We start from the raw sequence: 25,382 nt of genomic DNA on the forward strand, positions 1-25,382 counted from the left end.
CATCACCCGAAAGACGCAATCGCCAAGTCGGTCGAGATCACGCTACACTGTCGCGATGACCATAAGAATCGGAATCGGCGGCTGGACCTACGAGCCATGGCGCGGGACCTTCTATCCCGACAAATGGCCGCAGAAGCGCGAGCTCGACTATGCCGCCGAACGCGTCACCGCGATCGAGATCAACGGCACCTATTACGGCAGCCAAAAGCCCGCGACCTTCGCCTCCTGGGCCAAGGCAGTGCCCGACGGCTTCGTCTTCGCGCTGAAGGCCTCGCGCTACTGCACCAACCGGAAAGTCCTCGCGGACGCAGGCGAGTCGATCGCGAAGTTCACCGGCCAGGGCATCGTCGAGCTCGGCGACCGGCTCGGACCGATCCTGTGGCAGTTCATGGCCACCAAGAAATTCGACGCCGACGATTTCGCCGCATTCCTCAAGCTGTTGCCTGCCAGCCAGGACGGCCTTGCGCTGCGCCACGCGATCCAGGTTCGGCACGAGAGTTTCGCGGTACCCGAATTCGTCGCGATGTGCCGCGACGCGGGCGTCGCGATCGTGTTCGCGCAGTCCGCCGAATATCCCGCGATCGCCGACCTCACCGGCGACTTCGTCTACGCGCGGCTCGAGGATGCCGAGGAGCGCTTCGTCGCAGGCTACGCCCCGACCGCGCTCGACGAGTGGGCGGCGAAGGCCAAGACCTGGGCGGCAGGCGGCCGACCCGACGGCCTGCCCTATGTCGAGCAAGCGGCGCCGGCGAAGAAGCTCCGCGACACCTTCGTCTTCTTCATCAACGGCGCGAAGGTACGTGCACCACACGCCGCGATGGCCCTGATCGAACGGGTTTGATCGAACGGGTTTGATCGAGCGGATGTGATCGAACGGGTTTGATCGAGCGGGACGGGGCTTGCCCGCAGGCCGACGAAGGTTCAGCCTTCCGTGCATGACGAAACTGGATCGCCTCGACCGAACCGAAATCGATACCGACCCCGCCGCCAAGGTCTTGGTCAGGATCGGGACGCATACGACATTCGACGCCTCGATCACGACCGTCGGCCTGCTGTCGGTCGGCGTGCTGGTTTCCGGTATCCTGCTGTCCAGCGCGGTCATCGTGCTTGCAGCGGGCCTGAAGGGCAGGAGGAAGCCACTGGCAACGCTTCCAGCCGAGGTCGGCCGCTAGCCCGTGGCCGTGGTTTGGGCAGTATTTTGCAAAACAGGAAGATATCGATGACGGGTTGGACCGCGCAACTGAAAAACCGGATACCCCCTCGACTGCGCATGTTCGTGTCCAGATTGTCCCTGCTGGTTGTCACGTGGCTCGCGGTGACCGGCGCGATCGAGGTGATCCGCGGCGATGCCCGCCCCAGCCCCTTGGTGCTTGCAGGCCTGGTCATAGGGTGCGCGTTGGCGGCGATCTTCAAGCCTGTCCCGCCTGAATATCGCCACCCCGCGGAATGAGCCGTTTCGCAGGCCGTCGACGCCACTGACCGCGTTTTTCCGGTCCAAGACCGGTCGTTACAACCCGGCCGTTACAGCCCGGTCGCCACCGGCGGCGTCTCGACTTCGGGCACCTCCACGACCGGCGCCGGGATCACCACCGGGGCCGGCTGAGGCTGGCCCGCCTGGCCGATCAGCGCGGTGTTCTCGATCACGTCGAGTGCCTGGCGGGCAACCACATAGTGTCGCGCCGCATCCATCCAGTTGCTCGCCTGGTCAGCGCCCGGCAGCCGCGCGACTTCCGCACGGGCCGCCTCGACCTGGCCCGCCGCCAGCAACCGCCGCGCTCGCGCAAGGCGGTCGGCGGGCATCGGCGACGGCGTGCCCGCCTTGCGCAGCACGATCAACGTGTCGATCTGGTGCTGGATCGTGTCCAGCCAGCCCTCGCCGGTCGACGCAGTGATATCGGGCGCGATCGCGTCGAGCCCCTGGCGCAGGTCCTCCAGCGTCACCGGCTGGCGCGCCGCCTGGATCAGCAGCGTCGTCGCACGCGGCTGAGCCTGGCCGAACCGCAGCCGCAGCTGTTCCTCGAGATAACCAAGCCCGACCCCGCGATCCAGCGCACGGCGCGCGGCGAACGCCACCAGCAGCCCTTCGGCGCGGGTCGCCTGGCCCGCGGCGGCAGCGGCATCGGTGGTGACCGCCGCGGTGCGCGCCTCCAGTACCGACAACTGGCCTGCCAGCGTCGCCTCGCGCGTCGCCAGAACTGCGGTATCGACCGGCGGCGTGGCCTGTGGCTCGCCGTTCACGCCAAGCGGTTGCGACGGAATATAGGCCGCGTTGCCCGCCGCGAGCTTCTGCGCCGCCGCGGTCGAACTTGCGCTCGCCGCCTGCTTGTCGCCAAACCAGGGCAGCGTTCTCGCCGCATAGGCCATCAGCCCAAGCCCGGCGACGAACGCGAGCGCCGTCAGGACGATGATTACACTCATTTTGGGCCCGCGTGCCCGTGGGCGATCGGTCGGCACGTAGTCGCTCATGGCGTGCTTATCCCCGCCACGCACCGGATGGTCAATCGCGCGCGTGTTCGCAGGTGCGGCATGAGGCGGGGCGGGTGGCGGGGCGGGGGGCTGCACCGCGTGTTCGGCCGGGCCGCGAGCCACAGGGCGCGCCGCCCGCGCAGCAGCGAGCGAGACGAGCGCGGGATCGCTCGGCTGCGGCGCGATCGAGACCGCGGCCCAGTCTTGTCCGGCGGCGTCACCCACCGCGCGACTGATCGCGACGATCTCGATCCGCGCCCGATCCGCGCGCCCAGCGACGATGTCCCCCAGCCGGGCAGCCGCCCGCGCGGAATGTACGAGCACAAGGGCATTCTCGAACGATCGCCCGATATCGGCATCGAGCGGCACGGCATCGCTCGCATAGACCGTGACCGTCTCGACGCCGGCCCCGTCACCAATCCCGTCACCAATCCCATCAATGGTAGCATCGCTCTGCGCCCGATCGCGCCCGGCGAGATGGAGCAACCGCGCGAATCCCCGGTCCCGCGCCTCGGCCACCACCGCGCGCGCATCCTCGCTGCCCGTCACCGCGACCGCAAACCCGGCCTCGCTCGCCGCCGCCGCCGTCGCTGCGCCGACCGCGACGACCGGCAGCCGCTTGAATAGGTCCAGCCCCCCGCCGCCATGCCGCACCGCGTTCGCGCTCGTCAGCAACAGTCCGTCGAACCCGGCAGGATCGGGCGCGGTCCAGACGACCGGCGCCACCGCGAACAGCGGAACCTGCCGCACCTCCAGCCCTAGCGCGCGCAAGGCGTCAGCGGTGCGCGTGTTGCCCGGTTCCGGCCGCAGCACCACGACCGGCCTCATGCGGAAAACAACCGCCTGACGCTCGCCGGCGCCCGCGCGAGCAGATCCTCCGCCAGTGCCGTCCCGAGATCGTCGTCGACCGTGCCCTCGATCGATCCCGCGACGTCGCAAGATCCATCCTCGGCGATCAGTTCCGCGCGCAACGTCAGCGTCTCACCCGCGAGCGATGCCAGTGCCGCGACCGGCGAATGGCAATCCGCCCCCAGCCGCGCGAGCAGCGCGCGTTCGGTCAGCACGCACAGGCTCGTGTCGCGGTGGTCGATCGCCGCGACGATCTCGCCCGCCGCACTCCCGGCGAGCACCTCGACGCCGACCGCACCTTGAGCGGGTGCCGGCAACATCACGTCGGTCGGAATTGCGTGGCCATCATCGCGCCCGAGGCGGTCGAGCCCAGCGGCGGCGAGCAACGTCGCATCCATCTCGCCGCTCGCCACCCGGCCGAGCCGCGTGTCGACGTTGCCGCGGATCAGCACGATCTCCAGGTCGGGCCGCAGCCGCAGCATCTGCGCGCGCCGTCGCGGCGAACTCGTCCCCACCACCGCGCCCTGCCGCAAATCGGCAAGCGTCTCCGCCCCGATCAGCCGGTCGCGGACGTCGGCACGCGGAAGCATCGCCGCTATCCGCAGCGTCTGGGGACGGATCGTCTCGACGTCCTTCATCGAATGCACCGCGCAGTCGATATCGCCATCGTGCAGCGCGCGATCAAGCTCTTTGGTCCACAGCGCCTTGCCACCGATCTCGGCCAGCGCGCGATCCTGCACGCGGTCGCCGGTGGTGCGGATCACGACGATCTCGATCGCGTCGGGCGACCAGCCATGCGCCGCGCACAGTGCATCGCGCACCATGCCCGCCTGGGTGAGCGCCAGCGGCGAACCGCGCGTACCGAGCCGAAAACGAGTCATCCCGTGCGCCATGCATAAACGGCAGGCCTTCGACAAGCACCGGCAGGCACTATAGAAAGCCGCGATGATCATCCTCGGCATAGAATCCTCCTGCGACGAAACCGCCGCCGCGCTCGTCACCGGCGACCGCCAGGTCCTCGCGCACCGGCTGCTCGGACAGGAGGCGGCGCACGCCCCGTTCGGCGGCGTCGTCCCCGAAATCGCCGCGCGCGCGCATGTCGAGGCACTCGAACCGCTGATCGTCGCGGCCCTCGCCGACGCGAAGCTGACGCTAGCCGACGTCGACGCGATCGCCGCGACCGCTGGGCCGGGGCTGATCGGCGGCGTCATGGTCGGGCTGGTCACCGGCAAGGCGCTCGCGCACGCTGCGGGTAAGCCCCTGATCGCGGTCAACCACCTCGAAGGCCACGCGCTCTCACCGCGACTGTCCGACCCCGATCTCGAATTTCCGTATCTGCTGCTGCTGGTCTCTGGCGGGCATTGCCAGCTGCTGCTCGTCGAAGGCGTCGGCGCGTATCGGCGGTTGGCGACGACGATCGACGACGCGGCAGGCGAAGCCTTCGACAAGACCGCCAAGCTGCTCGGCCTCGGCTTTCCCGGCGGCCCCGCGGTCGAACGCGCCGCCGCGCTCGGCAATCCGAAGGCGGTCCCGCTGCCACGTCCGCTGAAAGGCTCGGCCGAACCGCATTTCTCGTTCGCCGGCCTCAAGAGCGCGGTCGCGCGCGTCGTCGGCCAATATTCGCCCGAGGACCTCGCTGCTTCGTTCCAGGCCGCCGTGGTGGATTGCCTGATCGACCGCACGACCAAGGCGTTGCGGACCTCGCACGGAGCCACCGCGCTGGTGGTCGCCGGCGGGGTCGCGGCCAACACCGCGGTCCGCTCAGCATTGCAGTCCCTTGCGAGCGTCCACGGCCTCCGCTTCGTCGCGCCGCCTTTGTGGCTCTGCACCGACAACGCGGCGATGATCGCCTGGGCGGGTGCCGAGCGCTTTGCCGCCGGTCTCACCGACCCACTCGACGTCGCCGCGCGCCCGCGCTGGCCGCTCGATCTGACCGCCGAAGCGGTCCGCGGTGCAGGAGTGAAGGCATGAAAATCGGCGTCATCGGCGGTGGCGCCTGGGGCACCGCACTCGCACAGGTCGCCGCGCATGAAGGCCGCGACGTGATCCTCTGGGCGCGAGAAACCGCGGTCGTCGAGTCGATCAACGCGCACCACGAGAACGCGCTGTTCCTAGCCGGCGTAGCGCTCTCCCCAACGATCCGCGCCACCGAAGATCTCGCCGCACTCGCCGACATGGACGCGATCCTCGTCGTCGCTCCCGCACAGCATGTCGGAAGCGTCCTCGCCGCCGCGCCGATCGGCCGCATCCCGCTCGTCCTCTGCGCCAAGGGCATCGAAGCCGGCAGCAAGCGTCTCGTCGGCGAAGTCGCGCGCGCCGTCCACCCGAATGCGCCGATCGCCGTGCTCTCCGGGCCCACGTTCGCGCACGAAGTCGCCGCCGGACTTCCCACGGCGGTCACGCTGGCCTGCGAGGACGCCGACCTCGGCGAACGCCTCGCGGCGCGCTTGGCAGCGCGCCATTTCCGCACCTACGCCTCGACCGACGTCGCCGGCGCGGAGATCGGCGGCGCGGTGAAGAACGTCCTCGCAATCGGCTGCGGCGTCGTCGAGGGCGCAGGCCTCGGCCAGAACGCCCGCGCCGCCCTGATCGCGCGCGGCTTCGCCGAAATGACCCGCTTCGGCCTCGCCAGGGGCGCGCGCGCGGAAACCCTCGCCGGGCTGTCGGGGCTGGGCGACCTCGTCCTGACCTGCTCCTCGACCAGCTCCCGCAACTTCTCGCTCGGTGTCGGTCTGGGGCGAGGCGACTCCGCCGCCACCCTCCTGTCCGATCGCCGCACGGTAGCAGAAGGCGCCTTCACCGCCCCCGTCCTCCGCGAAGCCGCGCGCGACGCGCGTGTCGACATGCCCATCACCGAAGCCGTCTGCCGCCTGTTGGAAGGCGCCCCCGTAGGCGACGTAATCGGCGACCTCTTGGCGCGGCCGTTAAAGGGCGAGGCGGGCTAACCCCAAGACTGTTTCCCCGCGAAGGCGGGGACCCAGACTGGGCTCCCGCCTTCGCGGGAGAACAAGGGCGCTGACCTTGCGATCCTCCCCCGCCAGGGGGAGTTGGCTGGCGCTTGCCAGACGGAGGGGGAGGTAAGAGGTAACCTCTGCATCATGTCCTCACCCTACGTCGCTTCGCGACACCTCCCCCTGGCGGGGGAGGATTAGAGGTCACCGCAACACGCGTGCCGCCAGCCCCGAGCAATCCGCGTCGTTCGCCGTCGGCCCCTGCTTCCCCGAAATCGCCCGCCCGATCGCCTTGAAGATATTCCCCACCGACTTCACTTCCGGAGGGATCGTCACGGTCGGCCGCTCGATCGTCCCGGTCATGTACGCCGACCCCGGCAACCGCAGCAGCGCCCGCTCCTTCGGCGTCCCGGTCAGCCGGATATCCAGCGTCTCGCCCGGAAACACCACGCTCCCAGCCCCGCGCAACTGACTGGCCGTCGTATCGACGATCATCGGATCGACCTGCCCGCGCCCGCGCGTCACGTCGAGCTTCAACACCACGCAGCGCAGACCCGCGCGCTCGCCATCCTTAGCCAGCAGCGCCCGCGCCGCATCGAACCCCAGCGCCGCCGCGATCCCCTGCGGCAGGTGCCCATCGCGCGCGACGAACCCGATCGAGCCGTTCGACCGCCCGACCGCCGCACGGATCGTCGCGCCCGGCCCCTTCAACCGCACCCGCGCACTGACGTTGCCGCTGAAATCGCCGCCGCCGCCCGCGATATCCTGCACGCTGCTGCCGCGCAGCCTGAGGTCGATATCGACCGTCGGCACCGTCCGGTCGCCGCGCTGGTCGACCGTCACCTTGCCCGTGACATTGCCATGCGGCAGCCGCGCGACCAGATCGCTGAGCGTCAGCAACTGGTGATCGATCGCCAGCGTGCCCTTCGCGGACAGGATCGGCGACTTGCCCTTGCCGCTGACGATCCGCCCGATCCGAAACCCCATCCGCGCGTCCGTCGTATCGATCTTGCCGATGTCGATCCGCGTATTGGGCACCAGCCGCGGCCCGATCCGACGTTCCAGCGCGGCGCCCTCGGCCTTGCCCTCGTCCGACGCCAGATCGCCGAAGTCGAACTGGCGCGAGACGATGTCGCCATCGACCTTGCTGCGCCCCGCCTGCTTGTCGACCGTTACGTGCCCCGCGAAATCGGAGCGCCCGACAACGCCCTTCAGCTGCGTGATCGTCCATTTCGGCTGGTCGTGGCGGACATGCGCGCTGAACGATACCGGCTGCGTCCGGAACAGCCCCGCCTCGATCACCGCGTCGATCAGCTTCAGGTCGGTCGCGCGTGCAGTCACGTCGAGGCTCATCGCATCGGTATCAAGCGGCTTGTCCATCAGCCCCTTGGCAGAAATCGAAAGAGCATCGCCATCGATCGACGCGGTAAACGGCCACGGCTTGCCCTGGAATTTCTCCACCGATGGCCCCGCGACCGCGATCCGAACGGCCGCACCGCGAATGGTCCCACTACCGTTGGCGCGAATCCCATGCACCGGATCGGAGGCGAACCGCGCCTTGACGAAGCGGTCCTGCTTGTCGTCGCGATACTCGATCACGCTGTCGCTGATCGTCAGCCCGTCGAGATCGGTCGAACTCCCACCGCCCTTGGGCTTGCCCGGCCGCTCCCAATTCGTGCGCCCGTTCTTGTCGCGCACCAGCACGAGATGCAGCCCGCGCGCCTTCACGTCCCGTGGCCCGAACGCGCCTTTGATCAAGCCCATTCCAGAGAACGTCGCCTCGGCCTCTCGCAGCTGAACGAAGTCGTCCTTGCCCGCCCATGCCGCTTGCGGAATGCGCACATCAGTGATCCGGATCGTCGGATTGAACCCGAACGTGTCGACTCGCTCGATCCCGCCGATCGTTACCGGCCGCCCGAACCTTGCGGTCAGCTGCCGCTCGATCACGCCCTTCAGCGATCCCCACGGAAACGCGGCAAGCCCCACCAGCCCCAGCACGAGCACGCTCGCGACGACGATGCCGGTAACCTTGACCCAGCGTTTCTCGAAGAATCCCCTCATCTTACCGCGACGCGCCGAACGGGCATTCGTTCCGCCTGCGTCAGGATCGCTGGCGTAGATTTAATACCGTACGCTCTCAACGATACACCACCCCGGCGAAGGCCGGGGCCCAATTGGGAAACGTCGCTAACCAAGGGCGGCGCTACGTTACGACCACCTCTCCAATTGGGCCCCGGCCTCCGCCGGGGTGGAAGAAGGTAAAACGCGATCAGAAATCGATCGCCATGCCCTTCAGCTCCCAATCCCCATAGCGCGTAGGATCGCGCGGTTCGGGGTCCTTGTCCGGCACGATCGGCTCGGGTTTCGGTACCGGCGTCATCTTCGCCAGATATTCGGGTGGCTTCACATGATCGGGGCGCTGGCCCATCGTCGCTCTCCGGATTTGCGTGTTGGCGTCGTAACCGCCACATGGGCGCTGTCGCGCGACTTTGCCATAACAGCCACGCGGCAAACCGAACGCGAAGGACCTTCATATGCCCGACTATACCCACGCCCCCGAGCCGCTCGGCGTCCCGACCCGCCGCGCCGCGCTCCGCCTGCTCGACGCCGTCCTGCGTCGCGGCGAGTCGCTCGAATCCGCCTTGCCCGCCGCGACCCGCGCGATCCACGGTCCCGATCGCGGCCTCGCGCACGCGATCGCCGCCGAGACGCTGCGTCGCCTCCCCGATCTCGACGCGATGATCGATTCGGTCACCAAGACCAACCTGCCCGACGATGCGAAGGCGCGAATGGCGCTGCGCATCGCGCTCGTCCAGGTGCTGATCCTCGGCACCCCCTCGCACGCCGCGATCTCGACCGTGCTGCCCTTGGTCGACGGCGGTCCGCGCAAGCTGGTGCACGGCGTGTTCGGCACGCTGTTCCGCGCCAACATGCTGCTCCCCGAAGTGCCGACGCTGCCGGCGCCGGTCGAACTGCGCTGGGAAGCCGCATGGGGCGAGGAGATGGTCGACGCCGCCGGCCGCGCGATCGCCCAGGTGCCGCCGCTCGACCTGACGATCGCCGATCCGTCCGAGACCGAAGGCTGGCGCGAGAAGCTCGGCGGCGAGAGCTTCATGCCCGGCCACCTGCGCCTGGGTGACCACGACCCGGTCCCCGACATGGCAGGGTTCGGCGACGGCGCCTGGTGGGTGCAGGACATCGCCGCCTCGCTCCCCGCGCGGTTGCTGGGGAAGGGGGAGGGCCACGTCCTCGATCTCTGCGCGGCCCCCGGCGGCAAGACGCTCCAACTCGCCGCGGCCGGCTGGACCGTCACCTCGGTCGACAATTCGCAGAGCCGCATCAAGCGCCTCCGCGAGAACCTCTATCGCACGCATCTGAAGGCCGAGGTCGTCAACGCCGACATCCTCGAATGGGCGCCGAGCGAGCCCGCCGACGCGATCCTGATCGACGCGCCGTGCAGCGCCACGGGCATCTTCCGCCGCCACCCCGACGTTCTCCACCGCGTCCGCCCCTCGATCATCGCCGAAACCGCGGCGTTGCAAGCGCGGATCTTCGCAAGGGCGGCCGACTGGGTGAAGCCCGGTGGCACGTTGGTGTACGCCACCTGCTCGCTAGAACCCTCCGAAGGCGAAGCGCAACTCGACGCCTTCCTGTCCGCGCGCAGCGACTACACGATCGCCCCGGTCGACCAGTCCGAACTCCCCGCCGGCATCACACCCACGGAAACCGGCACCATCCGCACGCTCCCCGGCATGCTCGCCGACCAGGGCGGCTGCGACGGCTTCTTCATCGCTCGCCTGAAGCGCAGCTAACTCAATACCCCTCTCCCCTCGGGGGAGAGGGAAGGGGCCCGCGGCCTCTTGGCCGTGGGAAGGGTGAGGGCACGCCTGTAATTTTCACGACTTCGCACCACCTCAATCCCGCGCTAGGACAAAATCATGCAATCCGTCCGCATCGCCCCCTCGATCCTTTCCGCCGATTTCTCGAAACTCGGCGAGGAAGTCCGCGCCATCGACGCGGCCGGTGCCGACTGGATCCACATCGACGTCATGGACGGCCATTTCGTCCCCAACATCTCGTTCGGCCCCGCGGTCATGAAGTCGGTCCGCGGCGTCACCACCAAGCCGTTCGACGTCCACCTGATGATCTCCCCCGTCGACGCGTATCTCGACGCTTTCGCGGAGGCCGGCGCCGACTGCATCACCGTGCATTACGAAGCCGGCCCGCACATCCACCGCTCGCTCCAGCACATCAAGGGCCTCGGCAAGCGCGCCGGCGTCGTGATCTGCCCCGGCACCCCGGCGAAGATGCTCGACTACCTCATGGACATGGTCGACCTCGTCCTCGTGATGAGCGTCAACCCGGGCTTCGGCGGCCAGAGCTTCATCCCCAGCCAACTCAAGAAGATCTCGGCGATCCGCACGATGATCGAAAAAAGCGGCCGTGCGATCGATCTCGAAGTCGATGGCGGCGTCGACGCGGAATGGGCGAAACGCTGCATCGAGGCGGGCGCCGACGCGCTGGTCGCCGGCACCTCGGTGTTCCGCGGCGGTCCGTCACAATACGCCGCCAACATCGCCGCGTTGCGGGGGTGAACGACACCTCTGATCCCGTGACCGAGCCCGCGCCAGACGGGATCGACGAAGGCCGCCGCCTGATCCGTCTCGGCGGCGACAAGGGGCTGTCGCTCGCCGATCGCCTTGCCGAGCGCTTCCACCGGCTGACCTGGCGCACCCCGCTCCACACGCTCCGCCTCAAGGGTCGCTATCCGCTCAAACTGATCGCGGTCCCCGAAGACCCCATCCTGGGCGACATTGCGCGCGGCACGCTCTTGCTGGAAGGCGTGCTCTCGTTCCGCGGCGAAGCGCGCGATATCGAGACGCTCGATCTCGCCAAGCCGCTCCCCAAGCCGTTCGCCGAGTACCTTCACAGTTTCGCCTGGCTGCGCGACCTGTCGACCGTCGCGACCCGCGCGCGGGGTGCGCCGATCGCCGAATACCTCATGGGCCTCTGGCTGACCGCGCACGCCGACACCCAGGGTGGGATCGCGTGGCGCCCGGACATGTGGGGCCGCCGCATCCTCGCCTGGACCGCGCACGCGCCGCTGATCCTGTCCTCCTCCGACCAGATCTACCGCTCGAAGGTGCTCAACGCGCTCGCGAAGGGCGCGCTCCACCTCGATCGTACCGCCGATAAGGCCCCGGCGGGCGCCCCCCGCATCGCCGCCTGGTGCGGAGTCGTCGCCGCCGGCCTGCTGATCCCCGGCGGCGAGCCTCGCCAGGCGTTCGGTGAAGCCGGCCTCCTCCGCGCGCTAGGCACCGGTCTGTTCGACGACGGCGGCTCGGTCTCGCGCAGCCCGGCGATGCTGCTCGACTCGATCCAGCTGCTCACCCTGCTCCAGGAAAGCTACGCCGCCCGCAGCGCCGAACTCCCCGAGACGGTCGCGGTCACGCTCACCCGGATGGTCGCGGCATTGCTAGGCGTAGCGCACGCCGATCGCGGCCTTTCGAGCTGGCAGGGCGGCGGCCCGGCCAGCGAAACGCAGGTCGCCGCCGTCATCGAAGCCAGCGGCGTCCGCACCCGCCCCCTGCGCCAGGCGCGCGACTGGGGTTATCAACGCCTCGCCGCCGGCACCGCGGTGCTGATCGTGGATGCCGCACCGCCCCCGATCGCACGCCTCGTCGAAGGCGGCTGCGCCTCGACGCTGGCCTTCGAATTCTCGGACGGCCCGGCGCGGATCGTCGTCAATTGCGGCGGCGCGCGCGGGGGCATCGCCCAACTCCCGCCCGCGATGGTCGAGGGCCTGCGCTCGACCGCGGCGCACTCGACGCTGACGATCGCCGACAGCAATTCGACCGCGATCCTAGCCGATGGCACGCTCGGCCGCGGCGTCGGCGAAGTCGAACTGAGCCGCCAGGAATCGGATGCCGCCAGCCGGATCGAGGCGAGTCACGACGGTTATGTCCGCCGCTGGGGCTTCCTCCACCGCCGCCAGCTGATGCTGACCGGCGACGGCCGCGAACTCCGCGGCGAGGACGCGCTGTTGCCGCAAGGCCGCAAACGCCGCACAGGTTTGTCGTTGTTCGCAATCCGCTTCCACCTCGGCGCGGGCGTGCAGGTTTCCCCGACCGCGGACAGCCTGGGCGCGATCCTCCGCCTCCCCGGCGGCCCCTTGTGGCAATTCCGCTGCCGCGGCGGCGCGCTGGTGGTCGAGGACAGCGTCTGGATCGACGCCGATGGCCGCCCGGTCGCAACGCAGCAGCTGATGATCACCGGTGAGGCGGCGGCGGGTGGCGCGAGCGTAAGCTGGGCCCTGAAGAAGGCCTGACAGCTAGACTCGTCATTCCCGCGGAGGCGGGAACCCATACTGGCTAACCTCGCGATAGATGCGCCGACTCCAGAGTATATGGATCCCCGCCTGCGCGGGGATGACGAGGTTGGGGCGACGCACGCGGTTGTTGGAGCAACCCGCCCCCTGTTCCCAAACCTCAACCGACGCTAAGGCACCGCCGCACGGCGACCCCCGACGAAAGACTCCCATGACCAGCATCCCGATCAAGCGCGCCCTCCTGTCCGTCTCCGACAAGACCGGGATCGTCGATCTCGGCAAGGCGCTCGCGAGCCACGGTGTCGAGCTCGTCTCCACCGGCGGCACCGCCACCGCCCTCCGCGCCGCCGGCCTCACGGTGCGCGACGTCAGCGAACTCACCGGCTTCCCCGAAATGATGGACGGGCGCGTCAAGACGCTGCACCCGATGGTCCACGGGGGCCTCCTCGCGGTCCGCGACGACGCCGGCCACGCCGCCTCGATGGCCGAGCACAAGATCGGCGCGATCGACCTCGTCATCGTCAACCTCTACCCGTTCGAGGCCACCGTCGCGAAGGGCGCCGACCGCGACACCATCATCGAGAACATCGACATCGGCGGCCCCAGCATGGTGCGTTCGGCGGCCAAGAACCACGCCTATGTCGCGATCGTCACCGACCCCGCCGACTATGCGCTCGTCTCCGGCGGCACCACCACGCTCGACGACCGCAAGAAGCTCGCCGCAAAGGCCTTTGCGACCACCGCCGCGTATGACTCTGCCATCGCCACCTGGTTCGGCACCGTCGACCAGGCCGAGCAATTCCCCACCACCCTGCCGATCACGCTCAAGCGCGGCGACACGCTCCGTTACGGCGAGAACCCCCACCAGTCCGCCGCGTTCTATACAGCGTCAGGAAACGTCCGCGGCATCGGCCAGGCCCGCCAGCTTCAGGGCAAGGCACTCAGCTACAACAACCTCAACGACGCCGACGCCGCGCTCGAACTCATCGCAGAATTTCGCGACGCAGCCCCCTCGGTCGTGATCGTCAAGCACGCCAACCCCTGCGGCGTCGCCACCGGCGCCACGCTCGCCGAAGCCTATGCCGCGGCGTTCGCCTGCGACACGGTCTCCGCATTCGGTGGCATCATCGCCGTCAACCGCAAGCTCGACGCCGAAACCGCGCGCGCAATCACCGGCATCTTCACCGAAGTCGTCGTCGCCCCCGACGCGGATGAAGAAGCGATCGCGCTGTTCGCCGCCAAGAAGAACCTCCGCTTGCTGCTCACCGGCGACCTTCCCGATCCCGCCCGCGCAGGTCTGACGGCAAAGTCGATCGCCGGCGGCTGGCTCGTCCAGGGCCGCGACAACGGCACGCCCGGAGAGCTGAAGGTCGTCACCAAGCGCCAGCCGACCGAGCAGGAACTCCTCGACTGCCGCTTCGCCTGGACCGTCGCCAAGCACACCAAGTCCAACGCGATCGTCTACGCCAAGGACGGCAGCACCGCCGGCATCGGCGCCGGCCAGATGAACCGCCTCGAATCCGCGCGCATCGCCGCATGGAAAGCCAAGGACGCCGCCGAAAAAGCCGGCTGGCCCGCCCCGCGTACGATCGGCTCGGCAGTCGCCTCCGACGCGTTCTTCCCGTTCGCCGACGGCCTGCTGGCGGCGGTCGAGGCCGGCGCGACGGCGGTGATCCAGCCCGGCGGCTCGATCCGCGACGCCGACGTCATCGCCGCCGCGGACGAAGCCGGCCTCGCCATGGTCTTCACCGGCATGCGCCACTTCCGCCACTGAGTTCGAAGACCGCATGCTCTAACTGTTCCCCCGCGAAAGCGGGGGCCCAGGACCACAAACGCCATCGTTCGTAACCCTGGGCTCCCGCCTTCGCGGGAGAACAGGGGCTGCGGCAAGGCTGCCCATAAAAGAGGCACCCACGCCGCACTGCACAAGTTTTAACCGCAAAACCCCCGCTGTCCGCTCTCCGAGCACACCCCACCCCTCCACAACCCGACTGGCACGCACATTGCGAGGCGCCTGCCGTAACAAGGGGAAGGGGCGCGATGAAACTCGTCATTGCCATCATCAAGCCGTTCAAGCTCGACGAGGTGCGCGAAGCGCTCACCACGATCGGCGTGGCGGGCATGACGGTCACCGAGGTCAAGGGGTTCGGCCGTCAGAAGGGCCAGACCGAGATCTATCGCGGGGCCGAATACAGCACCAACATGGTGCCGAAGATCAAGATCGAGGTGGTCTGCGCCGCCAGCCTGTCCGACCGCGTGGTCGAGGCGATCCAGGCCTCGGCGAACACCGGCGCGATCGGCGATGGCAAGATCTTCGTGCTCGACGTCGGCCAGGCGGTACGCATCCGCACCGGCGAAACCGACGATTCAGCCCTGTAATGACGAACGACGCGAGGGGGGACACGATGAAGCATGATATGAAGACAGCCGCTGCGGCGGTTATGGGGTTCGGTGCTGCGATGATCGCCGCCGTACCAGCCTGGGCACAGGAGGTTGCAGCTCCTGCAGTCGCACCGGTTGTCGCGACCGTGAACAAGGGCGACACCGCCTGGATGATGACCTCGACGGTCCTCGTCCTGATGATGATCCTGCCCGGCCTCGCGCTGTTCTACGGCGGCCTCACGCGGTCGAAGAACATGCTGTCGACCATGACTCAGATCGGCGCCGTCGCGGCACTCGCGATGCTTATCTGGGTGATGTGGGGCTATACGCTGGCGTTCGGTCCGGACGTTACCAACCCGCTGCTCAGCAACTTCATCGGCAGCTTCGACAAGGCGTTCCTGAAGGGCGTCACGCCCGCCTCGCAGGCGGCGACCTTCACCGCCGGCGTCGAGATCCCCGAATATGTCTTCATCTGTTTCCAGATGACCTTCGCCGCGATCACCATCGCGCTGGTCCTGGGCTCGGTCGTCGAGCGCATGAAGTTCTCGGCGGTGATGGTGTTCGGCCTCGTCTGGCTCACCATCGTATACTTCCCGATCGCGCACATGGTGTGGGCATCGAGCGGCTATTTCTTCAAGGCAGGCGCACTCGATTTCGCCGGCGGCACCGTCGTCCACATCAACGCCGGCGTCTCTGCGCTGGTCGCGGCGCTGATCCTCGGCAAGCGTATCGGCTACCCCAAGGAGCCGATGGCACCGCACTCGCTGGTCATGACCGGGATCGGCACCGGGCTGCTCTGGGTCGGCTGGTTCGGCTTCAACGCCGGCTCGGCACTCGAGGCGAACGGCTCGGCCGCCCTCGCAATGCTCAACACCTTCGTCGCCACGGCCTCTGCCGGCCTGTTCTGGATGCTTGCCGAGAAGCTCTCGGGTCACAAGGGTTCGGCTTTGGGCTTCTGCTCGGGCATCGTCGCCGGCCTCGTCGCGGTCACGCCGGCTGCGGGCAACTCGGGCCCGTTCGGCGCCATCGTCCTCGGCGCGATCGCCTCGATCGTCTGCTTCATGGCGGTGTCGAAGCTCAAGCCGATGCTCGGTTACGACGACTCGCTTGACGCCTTCGGGATCCACGGCATCGGCGGCATGATCGGCGCGATCGGCACCGCGGTGGTCTACGCCCCGTCGCTCGGCGGGCCCGGGGCTGCGGACTATGCGATGGGCGCCAAGCTCTTCGTGCAGTTCCAGGCGGTGATCGTGACGATCATCTGGGCCACGATCGGCACCACGATCGCGATCTACGTAGCCAAGGCCGTCACCGGCCTGCGGGTCTCGCCGGAAGTCGAGCACGAGGGTCTCGACATCGGCGAACATGGCGAGCGCGCCTACAACTGATCGGTAGCGGGCCAGTCGAGCCCGCACCCACGACGTTCCTCCTGCGGACAACCTTAGCTCGGTGTGGCAACACACCGGGCCTTTTTTTATGTCGACCGAAGTGGGACTTCGATCGAGTTCGTGGAGGAAGGGTAACGGCGCTCCTGTTCGCCCGCGAAAGCAGGAGCTCAGAACCAAGCAAAGCGACGATGGTTAGATCCCTCTCCCGCCTGCGGGAGGGGAGCAGAAGATTGCCGTTCGCCGGCATCGATCGGCACTCAAGTCCTAAGCGCCGGCACCACCCCGGCGAAGGCCCGGGCCCAATTAGGGGACGGCGATAACGAAGGACTGTCCCTTGTTACATCGACCTCGCAAATCGGATCCCGGCCTCTGGCGGTACGGAAACCCAATACTACCAGCGCGAACACCCCCATCCGTTCGTGCTGAGTAGCGACCGAGTAGCTCCGTCAGGAGCGTATCGAGGGCGTGTATCGAAGCATAGGTTCCGCACGCCAACCTGTCCTTCGATACGCCGCTTCGACAAGCTCAGCAGCTACTCAGGACGAACGGGGGGGGCGGAACGAACGGGCGAGGAAAGGGGGCGGAGCAGCGGAGGTCAACGCAAGTGCGCGCAGCCCGCAACCCCAGCGACCGCGTGCGTCGCTAAACCCGAACGCCCTTGGGCGTCAACCGCCGGATATCCAGCACGTCGACCTGCGCGAGCATCACAGCCCCCAGCGCCCGGTCGCCGGTTTCCACTAGAATCCCCTCCCGCGTAGCGCGCACGCGCCGCCAGGAAACCTCGCGCACAGCCAACCGCTTGCCGATCCGCTTGACCGCCGCCACGCGCCCATCGTCCGCAATCGCTAGCGCCCCCCGGCCATCCGCCCCGACCACAGCGCCCGCTACAGCAAATCCGGCAAGCTGCGCCTGCGCCGCCTCTGCGGCTTCCTCAGGCGTCTCGATCTTCACGACTCGCCGCATCCGCACGAAAACCCAGCCCAGGGCCCCGAGCAGAACCACCACGACGGCCACGATGCCGCCGACGATCGCCGGTGTCATCGCGGCCCTGCGAGCGCGTCCAGCATCGGTCGGATTCCGCGCAGGTCATACCCGGCGTCCTCAGCCTGAGCGAGCAGCAGGTTCGGGTTCCGCCCCGCCTTGGCCGCCGCCAGCGCCCACAAATTACAGCTCCGCGTCCCCGACCGGCAATAGGCCAGGACCGGCCCGTCCGCCTCGACCAGCGCCTGCGTCATCGCGTCGATCTGCGGATGCGAAAACCCCGCATGCGTCACCGGAATCGCGACGTAGTTGAGGCCCGCCGCCTCCGCCGCGGCACGGATAGCCTCACCCGAAGGCTGCCCCGCATCTTCGTCGTCGGGCCGGTTGTTGACGATTGACTTGAACCCCGCTGCGGCAATCGCCGCCACGTCGTCGACCGCAATCTGCGGCGCGACCGAAATACTTTCGTTGATTTGCCGTATCATGCGGACTCGCGGATCACCTGGAGGAAGGCATCCCCATAGGCGTCGAGTTTTCGCGCGCCAATGCCTGAAAGCACCGCGAGGGCCGCCCGCGACGCCGGCCGCTGCGCCGCCATGTCACGCAACACCGAATCGTGAAAGATCACATACGGTGGGACGCCCGCTTCCTTCGCCAGATCGCGCCGCCGCACGCGCAGCGCCTCGAACAGCGGATCGTCCACGGGGTTCGGCACAGCGCCAGCCGCGCTTTTGCGCCGCCGCTCGCGCTTCGGCGGCACGACGATCGAAACCGCCGCCTCGCCCTTCAAGATAGCCTTCGCGGCAGGCCCGAACTCCAACCCGCCATGCGGATTGGTGCGCAACGCATCCTTCAGCATCAGCGCGCGCGACACAGGCTTCAGCAACGCCACCTCGTCGCCATCGACGATCCCGTACACCGACAGCGCCTCATGCCCGTTCATGAGGCTCCGCTCCGACGACACCCCCGTCAGGATCCCCTCGATATACCCCACGCCAAACATCTGCCCGGTCCGGAACACCGCCGACAGGAATTTCCGCGCGGTCTCGGTCGCGTCGACCGCATCGACATTGCCGAGGCAATTGTCGCAATTCCCGCAATCCTCGAGCCGCTCCTCGCCGAAATGCTTGAGCAGGATCCGCCGCCGACACCCGGCGGTCTCGACCAGCCCACCCATCGCGGTCAGCCGCTGCCGCTCGCCCGCCTGCCGCTCGGGCTCGACCTCGCCGATCCGCTGCCGGGCGCGCGCGAAATCCTCCGCCCCCCAGAACAGGTGCGCGATCGCCGGATCGCCATCACGCCCCGCGCGCCCGGTTTCCTGATAATAAGCCTCGATCGATTTCGGCAGCCCGGCATGGCACACGAACCGCACGTCGGGCTTGTCGATCCCCATCCCGAACGCGACCGTCGCGCAGATCACCATGTCCTCGCTCGCGACGAAATCCGCCTGGTTCTTCGCGCGCACCTGAGGGTCGAGCCCGGCATGATACGCCCGCGTCGGCCGCCCGCTCCGCCCCAGTGCCTCCGCCAGCTTCTCGGTCGCCGCGCGCGTCTGGGCGTAGACGATCCCCGGCCCCGGGATCTTCTCCAGGATATCCGCGATCTGCCGATTGACGTTGTCGCGCCCCGAGATCGCATAGCGGATGTTCGGCCGGTCGAACCCCGACACGATCAGGCCGTCTTGCGAAATCCCCAACTGCTCAAGGATATCCGCCCGCGTATGGGCATCCGCGGTTGCGGTCAGCGCGAGCCGCGGCACGTCCGGAAAACTGTCGAGCAACGGCCGCAGCAACCGGTAGTCGGGCCGGAAATCATGCCCCCACTCGCTGACGCAGTGCGCCTCGTCGATCGCGAAGAGGCTGAGCTTGGCCTGCGACAAGAGGTTCCGAAAGCTCTCGTTCGAAGCCCGCTCCGGCGCGACATACAGCAGGTCTAGGTCGCCCGCCCGAAACCGCGCGATAGTCTCCTCGCGATTGGTATCCACGCTAGTGAGAGTCGCCGCCTTGATCCCGACCGCCGTCGCCGCGCGCAACTGGTCATGCATCAACGCGATCAGCGGCGACACGACCACGCACGTCCCCTCCAGCATCGTCGCCGGCAGCTGGTAACACAGCGACTTCCCCGCCCCCGTCGGCATCACCGCCAGAGTCCGCTGCCCCGCGAGCACCCGGTCGACGACATCGCGCTGCACGCCACGAAAATCAGGAAAGCCAAAGATGCGCTGGAGATCGGGAAGGGGGTCGAGTGCCATTGCCCCGGACCTAGGGTTCGATCGCCCTCGCCGCAATGCGTGATCCACGATCGTTGCTGTCACGCCGCTGCGACGACTAGATCGAAATCGGCGCAGGTTGTTCGGTACCGTCATGGACCGGCGTCTGTTCCCTGCGCATCCTTCGATGTTCACGGGGGAAATCGCATGGAACTGAGTATCAGGCTGGCCGAACTACAGAAGCGCACGATCGAACACCGAGAGGTGCTGTTGACCGAGGAGGCCGCGAAGACCGCGCTCGTCATGCCGTTCCTCCAGTCGCTCGGCTACGACGTGTTCAACCCGTCCGAAGTCGTCCCCGAATTCACCGCGGACGTCGGCACGAAGAAGGGCGAGAAGGTCGACTACGCGATCTGCGCGGGCGGGAAAGTGTCGATCCTGATCGAGTGCAAGCCGTCCTCGGTCCAGCTCAACGTCAACCACGCCGGCCAGCTGTTCCGCTATTTCAGCGTCACCGACGCGCGCCTCGCGGTGCTCACCAACGGCGTCGTCTACCACTTCTATTCGGACATCGAGCGCCCGAACAAGATGGACGACAAGCCGTTCTTCACCTTCACGATGGACGCGATCAAGCCCGCCGACATCCGCACGCTTGAGAAGTTCACCAAGGCCGCGTTCGACATCGACAAGATCGTCCAGGAGGCGGGCAATCTCAAGACGCAGTCGCTGATCCGCCTCGAACTCGAAAAGGAGTTCGCCGAGCCCTCCGACGAGTTCGTCCGGATGATGGCGCAGCGGGTCCATGGCGGGCGCCTGACGCCCGCGATCAAGGACGGGTTCGCCAAGCTCCTCGCGCCCGCGATCGCCGCGCTGATCCGCGATTTCGTCAACGAACGGCTGTCGTCCGCGCTCAAGGCATCGAGCCCGGTCGAGGACCTCCCCGTGGGCGCGTCCGACGACCCGTCCGACGGCGACGGCATCGTCACCACGCAGGAGGAGATTTCGGGCTTCCACATCGTCCAGGCGATCGCGTCGCGGCTGGTCGACCCGAAGCGTGTAATCGTCCGCGATGCGAAGTCGTATTGCGCGATCCTGCTCGACGACAACAATCGCAAGACGGTCGCGCGGATGCACTTCAACGGTATCACCACCAAGTATCTCGGCATGTTCGCCGGCAAGGACGAGACCCGCCATCTGCTGTCCGACCTGACGCACATCTATCAATATTCGGGAGCGATCGAGGCGCGGTTACGGGAGCTGGACCCTTCGATCCCGGCGTAGCGGGCGCCAACCAGTCCTCGCTCTTCTTCCGTTCCCCCGCGAAAGTGGGGGCCCAGGACCAAGCAGTGCCATCGCTTGTAATTCCTAGCCTCCGCGTTCGCGAGGGAACAGAGGAGGTTGCGTACATCGCGACGCTTCCCTTTAGGTTGCACCCCGGCACCCATCCCACAACCACCCCGGCGAAGGCCGGGGCCCAAGTGGAAAGGTGGCAATAACGACGCGCTGCCGTTCGTTAGCAACGTCCCCCAATTGGGCCCCGGCCTCCGCCGGGGTGGGGAATTGCGCAGACCCACGCTCTGCGCTTCCATGTTTCCCCGCGAAGGCGGGGACCCAGACTGGGCTCCCGCCTTCGCGGGAGAACAAGGAGGAGGACGTCGCCGTTCGAATGCGGCCGTCGCACTTCCTTTACGGGAAGAGCACCGAACACCTCCGACGCGGCGGCGCGCGCGCTCATGACCGATGGCTACGCGCGGCTGCCCACGCCGCTACTCCGCCGCCAACGCTCCATCATCATCGCCAGCCCGCTCCTGCGCCTGCCGGTTCCACATCTCCGCATACACGCCGTCCTGCCGCAGTAAGTCGCCATGCGTGCCCTTCTCGACGATCCGTCCCGCCTCCAGCACGACGATCTGGTCCGCATGCACCACGGTCGACAGCCGGTGCGCGATCACGATCGTCGTGCGGCCGCGCTCGATCGCCTCTAGTGTATCGAGGATCTCCGCCTCGGTCCGGCTATCCAGCGCCGACGTAGCCTCGTCCAGGATCAGGATCGGCGGGTTCTTCAGCAGCGTCCGCGCGATCGCCACGCGCTGTTTCTCGCCGCCCGATAGCTTCAACCCACGCTCGCCGACCCGTGTCTCATACTCAAGCGGCTGGCGCTCGACGAAGCCAGCAATCGCCGCACCCTTCGCCGCCGCCTCGACCTCGGGCATCTCTGCCCCCTCGCGGCCATACGCGATATTATACCCGATCGTGTCGTTGAACAGCACCGTATCCTGCGGCACGATGCCTATCGCCGCGCGCAACGAAGCCTGCCGAACCTCGGAAATATCCTGCCCATCGACGGTGATCCGCCCACCTGTCAGGTCGTAGAACCGGTACAGCAACCGCGCGAGCGTCGACTTGCCCGCACCCGACGGCCCGACCACTGCCAGCGTCGATCCCGCCGGCACGTCCAACTCCAGGTCGCGCAAGATCGGCCGCCCCGCGTCGTACCCGAACGACACGTTCTCGAACCGGACATGCCCCGCGCTCACCGCCAGCGCAGGCGCGCCCGGCGCATCCACCACGGTCGCGGGCGTATCGATCAGGTCGAACATCGCCGCCATGTCGAGCGCGCCCTGCCGGATCGTGCGATACACCATCCCCAGCAAGTCGAGCGGCCGGAACAGCTGCGCCAGCAATGTCGACACGAACACCACGTCGCCCGCCGACGCGAGCCCACGACTCCACCGCCACACGACGAAGCCCATGCCGCCCGCCAGCATCAGATTGGTGATCAGCGCCTGCCCGAGGTTCAGCCAAGCCAGCGAATTCTCGCTTTTCACTGCCGCCTCGGAATACGCCGTGATCGCGCTGTCGTAGCGCCGTGCCTCGCGCTCCTCCGCGCCGAAATACTTCACCGTCTCGAAGTTGAGCAGCGAATCCACCGCATGCGCGACCGCGCCGGTATCGAGGTCGTTCATGCGTGCTCGGAGGGCATTGCGCCAGTCGGTCACCATCCGCGTGAACGCGATATAGCCGACCACCATCACCACCGTGGCGACGACCAGCGGCCAGCCGAACTTGGTCCAGAACAGCCCGAGCACCAGCACGAGCTCGAATACGGTGGGGGCGATGTTGAACAGCAGGAAATACAGCATCGTGTCGATGCTCTTGGTGCCGCGCTCGACCACCTTGGTAACTGCACCCGTCCGTCTGGACAGATGAAAATCGAGGCTCAGCGCATGCAGATGACGAAACACCTGCGCCGCCAGCCGCCGCGACGCATCCTGCCCGACCCGCTCGAACACCGCGTTGCGCAGATTGTCGAACAACGTCGTCCCGAACCGCGACGCAGCATACCCGACCACCAGCAGCACAACCAAGGTCAGCGCGGTGCGATCGTTCCCCGCCATCCGGTCGACCGCGTATTTGAGCGTAAACGCGGCGCCGAAAACCTGGATCAGCTTCGACGCGATGACGAGCAGCATCGCGACGACGATCCGCGCCTTCAGCTTGGGCTGCCCCGCCGGCCACAGGAACGGCAGGAAGCGGCGGAGCGTCGGCAGCAGGGGCTGGTCCGCGCGGGTGGAGGTGTAGGTATCAGGGGGCATGGATCGACGCGATGTAGGCGCAGTCAAGCCCCGGTAAAAGCATTTGGGGGAACAATCCTGCCACTTCGTCGCTTTTATCGACACGTCCTGCCGCAACGGCGCGTCGCAACCGGAGAGTGAAATGGAACCGCTGTTCTACGTCATGGCGATCATGGGTTGCGGGGACGGCAATGTGAACTGCACCGAGGCTCGCGTGATCCCGGCGCGCTACGAGACGATGGCGCAGTGCCGCGCCGCGTTGCCCGACCAGCTGGCGCAGAATACCGACGTTCCCTACCCGATGATCGGCGCGAACTGCCGTGCGAGCGGCATGGCCATGGCGAAGGTCGGCAAGGCCAAGCCGCAGGGCTGAACTGTTTCCCCGCGAAGGCGGGGATCCAGACTCGACTCCCGCCTTCGCGGGAGAACAAGCTTGCTCAGGCGTCCATCACCGAGGCCGCGTCCACAACCGTGCATCCCGCGCAGTCCGCGGATACAGCGTATCCCGCCGCGCAGCCTCGCGCGCCGCCGTCACGATAAACCCCAGCTTCTGCATCCCCGACGTCGTCACGCGGTGATCCCACGCATGCTCCCCCCGAGCCGCAACGGTACGCCCGATCGCCCCATAGATCCCCGCCGCAGACAACACCGCCCAGGCCGAACGAAACGACAGCGCCGGCGTCCCCTCGCGTGCGCTGGCCTCGAACGCCGCCGCCCGATCCGCCATCCGCCGCGTCAGCACCGCGAGCCGCGAGCGAAACGGCGGCTTCATGTGCTGCCCCGGCGGGAAGTCCATCTCGACCAGCCAGTCCTCGGGCAGGTAACACCGCCCGACCCGGTCATCTTCCTCGACGTCACGCGCGATATTGGCGAGCTGGAACGCCATCCCCAGGTCGCACGCACGGTCGAGCGTGTCCTCGTCCTCGGGATCGACGCCCATCGCCACGGCCATCATGCACCCGACGACGCCCGCGACATGGTAGCAATATTTGTACAGGTCGTTCTCCGACCGCGGCCGCCACTCGCGCGCATCCAGCGCAAACCCTTCGACCAGATCGCGCGCGAACCGCTTCGGCAGCCGGGTCTCGGCCGCGAAGATGCGCAGCGCATCGAATGCCGGCTCACCGACGACTTCGCCGGCCAGCGCCTGCTCGGTCATCGCCGACAAAGCCACCAACCGCGCTGGAGCATCGTCGACCACGGTCATGCCGTGGCCATGATCCTGCCCATCCGCGATGTCATCACACCGCCGGCACCACGCATACAACAGCCACGCGCGTTCCCGCGTCGGCTTGTCGAACAACAGGCTGGCCGCCGCAAAACTCTTCGACCCGCGCGAGATCGACTCATGCGCGGTAGTGACGATCGCTTCGCGCGAGGGGAGGGGGGAGGTCATGCTCCCACCTCTTCTACCACCCCGGCGAAGGCCGGGGCCCAGTTGGGGGACAAGATTTGGCTGGCGCTGCGCACCGTTACCCCAGCCTTCCAAACTGGGCCCCGGCCTCCGCCGGGGTGGCGGCGAGCTTTGGGGTGGCGGCAGGTGAGGGAGTGAGCCGTCAACCTCACAAATCCGACGCGTTCATCCGCACGATCGGCTGCGTCGGCACGTGGGCGGCCATCCGGTCGAGCAGCGCGTCCAGCGTATCCGCCACGATCAGCAGGTCCCGGTGCTGCGGCCGCAGGAACCCGACCTCGCCCATCTTCTCCCAGAACGCGATCAGGTGATCGTAATAGCCCGCGGTATTCAGCAACCCGACTGGATCCGCATGATAGCCAAGCTGCGCCCAACTCAGCGCCTCCCACAACTCGTCCATCGTCCCCGTCCCGCCCGGAATCGTGACGAACCCGTCCGAGAGATCGGTGAACATCTGCTTCCGCTGATGCATGCCGCTGACGACGTGCAACTCGGTAAGCCCGCGATGCGCAACCTCCGCATCTACCAGCGCCTGCGGAATAACCCCGATCACCTCGCCGCCGCCCTCAAGCGCGCCATCGGCAATCGCGCCCATCAGCCCGGTCCGCCCACCGCCATAAACGAGGCCAATCCCCCGCTCGGCAAAGGCCAGCCCCAGCGCGCGAGCGCCCTCGATATAGGTGGGATCAGCCGGCGTAGCCGACCCGCAATACACAGCAAGTCTCTTCATTCCGCACCGCTACGGGATGCGCGCGGGGTGCCGCAAGGGAAGATTTTGTTCGCGCAGAGGCGCAGAGAGCGCGGAGGAGAATCGCCCGGAACGGGCATCAACGCCCAGT

At 67.6% G+C, this 25,382-nt stretch carries 23 protein-coding genes; 13 read left to right on the plus strand and 10 right to left on the minus strand.

Going from position 1 to position 25,382, the window contains the following annotated elements; all coding sequences use genetic code 11:
• Window positions 1-55 precede the first annotated feature (55 nt).
• From VH567_RS06435 to VH567_RS06445, 3 genes are all read left to right on the plus strand, one after another.
• Window positions 56-841 (plus strand): DUF72 domain-containing protein, encoded by a 786-nt coding sequence (locus VH567_RS06435; protein ID WP_423324300.1) that lies wholly within the window; start codon window positions 56-58, stop codon window positions 839-841.
• 94 nt (window positions 842-935) lie between these two features.
• Window positions 936-1,172: a hypothetical protein gene (locus VH567_RS06440; RefSeq protein WP_423324302.1), complete on the plus strand. Its 237-nt coding sequence runs from the start codon at window positions 936-938 to the stop codon at window positions 1,170-1,172.
• A 47-nt stretch (window positions 1,173-1,219) separates the two neighbouring features.
• Window positions 1,220-1,450, plus strand: a complete 231-nt coding sequence (locus tag VH567_RS06445) for a hypothetical protein (protein ID WP_423324304.1) — start codon at window positions 1,220-1,222, stop codon at window positions 1,448-1,450.
• Between the two features lie 71 nt (window positions 1,451-1,521).
• Here the strand turns inward: VH567_RS06445 and VH567_RS06450 are convergent, their stop codons facing one another.
• Both VH567_RS06450 and hemC read right to left on the minus strand, forming a co-directional pair.
• Complete coding sequence (locus VH567_RS06450) at window positions 1,522-3,294, minus strand: uroporphyrinogen-III synthase (RefSeq protein WP_423324306.1); 1,773 nt, start codon at window positions 3,292-3,294, stop codon at window positions 1,522-1,524.
• On the minus strand, window positions 3,291-4,196 hold the full coding sequence (gene hemC, locus VH567_RS06455; RefSeq protein ID WP_423324308.1) for a hydroxymethylbilane synthase: 906 nt from the start codon (window positions 4,194-4,196) through the stop codon (window positions 3,291-3,293). The genes VH567_RS06450 and hemC overlap by 4 nt, the downstream gene beginning before the upstream one ends.
• A 64-nt stretch (window positions 4,197-4,260) precedes the next feature.
• Here hemC and tsaD point away from each other — a divergent pair, with 64 nt between their 5' ends.
• The gene (gene tsaD / locus VH567_RS06460) at window positions 4,261-5,286 is read left to right on the plus strand and encodes a tRNA (adenosine(37)-N6)-threonylcarbamoyltransferase complex transferase subunit TsaD (RefSeq protein ID WP_423324310.1); all 1,026 of its coding nucleotides are present in this window, start codon (window positions 4,261-4,263) and stop codon (window positions 5,284-5,286) included.
• Window positions 5,283-6,260: an NAD(P)H-dependent glycerol-3-phosphate dehydrogenase gene (locus VH567_RS06465; RefSeq protein ID WP_423324312.1), complete on the plus strand. Its 978-nt coding sequence runs from the start codon at window positions 5,283-5,285 to the stop codon at window positions 6,258-6,260. Before tsaD ends, VH567_RS06465 begins: the two co-directional genes overlap by 4 nt.
• Before the next feature lie 210 nt (window positions 6,261-6,470).
• Here VH567_RS06465 and VH567_RS06470 read toward each other — a convergent pair whose 3' ends face one another.
• Both VH567_RS06470 and VH567_RS06475 read right to left on the minus strand, forming a co-directional pair.
• Complete coding sequence (locus VH567_RS06470) at window positions 6,471-8,327, minus strand: AsmA family protein (RefSeq protein WP_423324314.1); 1,857 nt, start codon at window positions 8,325-8,327, stop codon at window positions 6,471-6,473.
• A gap of 208 nt (window positions 8,328-8,535) precedes the next feature.
• Window positions 8,536-8,694, minus strand: coding sequence for a DUF1674 domain-containing protein (locus VH567_RS06475; protein WP_423324316.1), 159 nt, complete (start codon window positions 8,692-8,694; stop codon window positions 8,536-8,538).
• 106 nt (window positions 8,695-8,800) lie between these two features.
• On the opposite strand from VH567_RS06475, the gene VH567_RS06480 reads away from it, so the two are divergent.
• The 6 genes from VH567_RS06480 to VH567_RS06505 all read left to right on the plus strand — a co-directional run bounded on the left by VH567_RS06480 (window position 8,801) and on the right by VH567_RS06505 (window position 16,364).
• Entirely contained in the window at window positions 8,801-10,078 is a 1,278-nt protein-coding gene (locus VH567_RS06480; RefSeq protein WP_423324318.1) for an RsmB/NOP family class I SAM-dependent RNA methyltransferase, read from the plus strand.
• Between the two features lie 126 nt (window positions 10,079-10,204).
• Window positions 10,205-10,861, plus strand: a complete 657-nt coding sequence (gene rpe, locus VH567_RS06485) for a ribulose-phosphate 3-epimerase (RefSeq protein WP_423324320.1) — start codon at window positions 10,205-10,207, stop codon at window positions 10,859-10,861.
• Window positions 10,858-12,594: a heparinase II/III family protein gene (locus tag VH567_RS06490; protein ID WP_423324322.1), complete on the plus strand. Its 1,737-nt coding sequence runs from the start codon at window positions 10,858-10,860 to the stop codon at window positions 12,592-12,594. The genes rpe and VH567_RS06490 overlap by 4 nt, the downstream gene beginning before the upstream one ends.
• Before the next feature lie 211 nt (window positions 12,595-12,805).
• Window positions 12,806-14,368, plus strand: coding sequence for a bifunctional phosphoribosylaminoimidazolecarboxamide formyltransferase/IMP cyclohydrolase (gene purH, locus VH567_RS06495; protein WP_423324324.1), 1,563 nt, complete (start codon window positions 12,806-12,808; stop codon window positions 14,366-14,368).
• A 266-nt stretch (window positions 14,369-14,634) separates the two neighbouring features.
• Window positions 14,635-14,973 carry a P-II family nitrogen regulator gene (locus VH567_RS06500; RefSeq protein WP_056053652.1) on the plus strand — a complete coding sequence of 113 codons (339 nt, stop codon included), beginning with the start codon at window positions 14,635-14,637 and terminating at the stop codon, window positions 14,971-14,973.
• A gap of 38 nt (window positions 14,974-15,011) precedes the next feature.
• Window positions 15,012-16,364, plus strand: coding sequence for an ammonium transporter (locus VH567_RS06505; protein WP_423324327.1), 1,353 nt, complete (start codon window positions 15,012-15,014; stop codon window positions 16,362-16,364).
• Between the two features lie 642 nt (window positions 16,365-17,006).
• Here the strand turns inward: VH567_RS06505 and VH567_RS06510 are convergent.
• Genes VH567_RS06510 through recQ form a run of 3 tightly spaced genes read right to left on the minus strand, consistent with a single transcriptional unit; the run spans window position 17,007 to window position 19,596 of the window.
• On the minus strand, window positions 17,007-17,405 hold the full coding sequence (locus tag VH567_RS06510; RefSeq protein WP_423324329.1) for a hypothetical protein: 399 nt from the start codon (window positions 17,403-17,405) through the stop codon (window positions 17,007-17,009).
• Window positions 17,402-17,830, minus strand: coding sequence for a TIGR01244 family sulfur transferase (locus VH567_RS06515; protein ID WP_423324331.1), 429 nt, complete (start codon window positions 17,828-17,830; stop codon window positions 17,402-17,404). The genes VH567_RS06510 and VH567_RS06515 overlap by 4 nt, the downstream gene beginning before the upstream one ends.
• Entirely contained in the window at window positions 17,827-19,596 is a 1,770-nt protein-coding gene (gene recQ, locus VH567_RS06520; RefSeq protein ID WP_423324333.1) for a DNA helicase RecQ, read from the minus strand. The genes VH567_RS06515 and recQ overlap by 4 nt, the downstream gene beginning before the upstream one ends.
• A gap of 165 nt (window positions 19,597-19,761) precedes the next feature.
• Between recQ and VH567_RS06525 the strand changes: the two genes are divergently transcribed.
• Window positions 19,762-20,835, plus strand: coding sequence for a type I restriction endonuclease (locus VH567_RS06525; protein ID WP_423324335.1), 1,074 nt, complete (start codon window positions 19,762-19,764; stop codon window positions 20,833-20,835).
• Window positions 20,836-21,320: 485 nt separating this feature from the next.
• Here VH567_RS06525 and VH567_RS06530 read toward each other — a convergent pair whose 3' ends face one another.
• The gene (locus tag VH567_RS06530; protein WP_423324337.1) at window positions 21,321-23,150 is read right to left on the minus strand and encodes an ABCB family ABC transporter ATP-binding protein/permease; all 1,830 of its coding nucleotides are present in this window, start codon (window positions 23,148-23,150) and stop codon (window positions 21,321-21,323) included.
• A gap of 121 nt (window positions 23,151-23,271) precedes the next feature.
• On the opposite strand from VH567_RS06530, the gene VH567_RS06535 reads away from it, so the two are divergent.
• Window positions 23,272-23,502, plus strand: a complete 231-nt coding sequence (locus VH567_RS06535) for a hypothetical protein (protein ID WP_132734700.1) — start codon at window positions 23,272-23,274, stop codon at window positions 23,500-23,502.
• 75 nt (window positions 23,503-23,577) lie between these two features.
• Here VH567_RS06535 and VH567_RS06540 read toward each other — a convergent pair whose 3' ends face one another.
• Both VH567_RS06540 and VH567_RS06545 read right to left on the minus strand, forming a co-directional pair.
• Window positions 23,578-24,525: a phytoene/squalene synthase family protein gene (locus VH567_RS06540; RefSeq protein WP_423324339.1), complete on the minus strand. Its 948-nt coding sequence runs from the start codon at window positions 24,523-24,525 to the stop codon at window positions 23,578-23,580.
• Between the two features lie 166 nt (window positions 24,526-24,691).
• Window positions 24,692-25,273: a TIGR00730 family Rossman fold protein gene (locus tag VH567_RS06545; RefSeq protein WP_423324341.1), complete on the minus strand. Its 582-nt coding sequence runs from the start codon at window positions 25,271-25,273 to the stop codon at window positions 24,692-24,694.
• Between the last annotated feature and the right edge of the window lie 109 nt (window positions 25,274-25,382).

Source organism: Sphingomonas sp. 4RDLI-65, from assembly GCF_049472435.1.
Classification (GTDB): Bacteria; Pseudomonadota; Alphaproteobacteria; order Sphingomonadales; family Sphingomonadaceae; genus Sphingomonas.